Source organism: Xanthomonas axonopodis (assembly GCF_001304695.1).
Lineage (GTDB): Bacteria > Pseudomonadota > Gammaproteobacteria > Xanthomonadales > Xanthomonadaceae > Xanthomonas > Xanthomonas axonopodis.
Genome location: NZ_JFAQ01000250.1, coordinates 1 through 3,146, shown reverse-complemented (window position 1 = coordinate 3,146; position 3,146 = coordinate 1). Strand labels below are relative to the sequence as shown.

The following is a 3,146-nucleotide window of genomic DNA, read 5'->3' as shown; positions in this document are numbered from 1 at the left end:
ACGAAAGCGCGCCATTGAAGGTGGTCAACCCCTACGGGCGCACCAAGGTGATGATGGAAGAAATGATCGGCGACCTCAGCGCCGCGTGGCCGGACTTCAACGCGGCGTTGCTGCGCTACTTCAACCCGGTGGGTGCGCACCCAAGCGGGTATCTTGGCGAAGACCCAAGAGGGGTGCCGAACAACCTGATGCCCTACATCGCATAGGTGGCAGTGGGACGTCGCGAGGCCCTGCAAGTGTTCGGCGACGACTACCCCACCGACGACGGCAGCGGCGTGCGCGACTATCTGCATGTGATGGATCTGGCGCGCGCGCATGGGGATGCCATCGATTACCTGCAGCGCGAGCGCAAGGGCTTGGTGGGCAATCTGGGCACCGGGCGCGGCTACAACGTGCGCGAGGTGGCCGCCGCGTTCGCGCGCCAGTGGCAGGCGCATTCCGCTGAGCATCGCGCCGCGCCGCGATGGGGACGTGGCGGTGTACTTCGCCAGTACCGCGCTGGCCAACCGGCTGCTGGGCTGGACCGCCGAATACGGCCTGGACCGCATGTGCCGCGATACCTGGCGCTGGCAGTCGATGCATCCGGACGGCTATACCAGTTCGCGTCTGCCGCGCCAGCGCACCGCGGCGGTCGTGCCCGAGGGCGACAGTGCGCGCGAGCTGCCGGCACCAGCGCGCCGGCTGTCGCCCAGCCCGGACACGCGCCGACTCAGCGCGCCGCCCACCACGCCAGCACCAGCGCGGTGGCGTAGCACAGCAGGTCGAAGCCGTTGTTGGCCAGTTGCAGCAGGGTCCAGGCCAGGCCGGCGCCCATCTTCTGTGCCGAGGTCCACGGGTCCAGGCCCAGCGGTCCGCCCAGTTGGGCAGAGGCGATGCCCCAGTTGGCGCCCACGATGATCAGCGCCGTCGCCATGATGGCCACGCCGATGCGCAAGCGGCCGGCATGCAGGGTGCCCAGGCGCAGCATCCAGACGATCTCCAGCGCGGCGACCACCGCCATCCAGCCGGCCTGGTTGCCCAGGGCCAGGGCGATGAGCAGCCAGGCGATGAGGGCGGTGGCGCATCCCAGCAACAGGAGCGGGGGCCAGAGCCAGTGGGCAGTTCTGGCGGACGCGGTGGTGGGCGGCATTGGAGCTCCTGACAGTGCGCACATGATAGAGCGCGCGCCGGCCTTTGCGAGGCATGCCGTGCCTTGACCGTGCGGTTGATGGAATGCAGCGTCGTTCCCGGCTGGGCGCGGTGCCGGCGGCGATGCCGTCGCGGTCGGCTAGAATGGCCGACTTGCGCGCGACCTGCGCGGTCCCATATCCAGCCCATGTATTCCCGTAGCAGCGAACCCGTCCAGTTCGAACGCGATTGCGATGCCGTCATGGTGCCGCAGGGCGATTCGGTGACCCTGCCCGCAGGCAGTTATGGCTACATCACCCAGGCGCTGGGTGGCAGCTACACGGTCTTCGTCGAAGGCAATCTGTTCCGCATTGCCGGCAAGGACGGCGATGCGATCGGCAAGGAGGCCCCGCCGGGGCTGGAATTGCCCGCCAATGCCAGCGACGAAGAGGTGGAAGCCCTGGTGTGGCAGCAGTTGCGCACCTGTTTCGACCCTGAAATACCGTTCAATATCGTCGATCTGGGCTTGGTCTACGAGGCGGTGGTCAGCCACCGCGAAGAAGACGACCAGCGCCGGGTCGACGTCAAGATGACGCTGACCGCGCCCGGTTGCGGCATGGGCGAGATCCTGGTCGACGATGTGCGCAGCAAGGTCGAAATGATCCCGACCATCGCCGAAGCCGATGTCGAGCTGGTATTCGACCCGCCGTGGGGCCGGCATATGATGTCCGAAGCGGCCCGTCTCGAGACCGGCATGCTCTGATCGTCACGCGCCATGTCCACGATGTGGCCCCGCGTCCTTTCGCCCGCCATACAGGAATCTCCCGGTGTCCGTGTCCTTCGCTTCCACCCGTTCCCCGTCGCCGCGCAGCGCCGACGAATTGTCCGTAATCCTGGCTGCGCCCGGTTTCGGGCTGCATTTCACCGACCACATGGTCGCCATCTCCTGGAACAACGAGCAGGGCTGGCACGACGCGCAAGTGCGCGCGTACGGCCCGCTGCAGCTGGATCCGGCAGCGTCGGTGCTGCATTACGGCCAGGAAATCTTCGAAGGCATCAAGGCCTACCGGCACGCCGACGGCTCGATCTGCACCTTCCGTCCACAAGCCAACGGCGAGCGCCTGCAGCGGTCGGCGCGCCGTTTGGCGCTGCCGGAATTGCCGGTGGACCTGTTCGTCGAATCGCTGCGCCAGCTGGTGGCGGTGGATAGCGGTTGGGTGCCGTCGGCGCCGGAGACCAGCCTGTATTTCCGCCCGTTCATGATTGCCGATGAGGCCTTCCTGGGCGTGCGTGCGGCGCACAAGGCCTCGTATTACGTGATCGCCAGCCCGGCCGGCCCGTATTTCGCCAAGGGCGTGGCGCCGGTGTCGATCTGGTTGTCCACCGAGTACGCACGTGCGGCCAAGGGCGGCACCGGTGCGGCCAAGTGCGGCGGCAATTACGCCGCGTCGCTGTTGCCGCAGCAGAATGCTTATGCTCAGGGCTGCTCGCAGGTGTTGTTCCTGGACCCGGTGGAAGGCAAGTACATCGAAGAACTCGGCGGCATGAACGTGTTCCTGGTCTACAAGGACGGCACGTTGGTGACCCCGGAACTGTCCGGCAGCATCCTGGAAGGCATCACCCGCGACAGCATCCTGCAACTGGCCCGCGACCGTGGCATGCAGGTGATCGAGCGCAAGGTCGCGATCGACGAGTGGAAGCAGGGCGTGGCCTCTGGCGAAATCACCGAGGTGTTCGCCTGCGGTACCGCGGCGGTGGTAACCCCCATCGGCGAGCTGAAGGGCGAAGGGTTCGCGGTGGGCGACCTGTCCGCGCCAGCGGGCGAGGTGACCATGTCGCTGCGGCAGGAGCTGACCGATATCCAGTACGGACACGTGCCGGACCGCCACGGTTGGCTGGTGCGTTTGTCGTAAGCGGACATAATTTTGCCAAAAAGGGGCCTCCGTGTGTCAGCACGGGGGCCTTTTTGTTTGCGTAACAGCAAAAAGACCACTTTGACTGGGAACCGGTCGCATTCAGCATGCGACGTCCCCCCGTCC

Annotated in this window: 3 protein-coding genes and 1 pseudogene; 3 read left to right on the top strand and 1 reads right to left on the bottom strand. The window is 66.4% G+C overall.

Annotated features, from left to right (window positions below; translation table 11 throughout):
• Nucleotides 1-729: pseudogene (locus XAXN_RS18865) on the top strand (GDP-mannose 4,6-dehydratase); the annotation flags it as partial.
• Here XAXN_RS18865 and XAXN_RS18860 read toward each other — a convergent pair.
• The gene (locus XAXN_RS18860) at nucleotides 710-1,129 is read right to left on the bottom strand and encodes a hypothetical protein (RefSeq protein ID WP_042823883.1); all 420 of its coding nucleotides are present in this window, start codon (nucleotides 1,127-1,129) and stop codon (nucleotides 710-712) included. The pseudogene XAXN_RS18865 and the gene XAXN_RS18860 sit on opposite strands and share 20 nt — an antisense overlap.
• Nucleotides 1,130-1,315: 186 nt before the next feature.
• Between XAXN_RS18860 and sufT the strand changes: the two genes are divergently transcribed.
• Complete coding sequence (gene sufT, locus XAXN_RS18855) at nucleotides 1,316-1,870, top strand: putative Fe-S cluster assembly protein SufT (RefSeq protein WP_017156958.1); 555 nt, start codon at nucleotides 1,316-1,318, stop codon at nucleotides 1,868-1,870.
• Between the two features lie 64 nt (nucleotides 1,871-1,934).
• Nucleotides 1,935-3,020 carry a branched-chain amino acid aminotransferase gene (locus XAXN_RS18850; RefSeq protein ID WP_042823884.1) on the top strand — a complete coding sequence of 362 codons (1,086 nt, stop codon included), beginning with the start codon at nucleotides 1,935-1,937 and terminating at the stop codon, nucleotides 3,018-3,020.
• Nucleotides 3,021-3,146 lie beyond the last annotated feature (126 nt).

What these genes read in the sequence shown, in the direction of transcription:
- XAXN_RS18860 (WP_042823883.1), bottom strand. Translation starts at nt 1,129, where the DNA reads ATGCCGCCCACCACCGCGTCCGCCAGAACTGCCCACTGGCTCTGGCCC.
- sufT (WP_017156958.1), top strand. Translation starts at nt 1,316, where the DNA reads ATGTATTCCCGTAGCAGCGAACCCGTCCAGTTCGAACGCGATTGCGAT.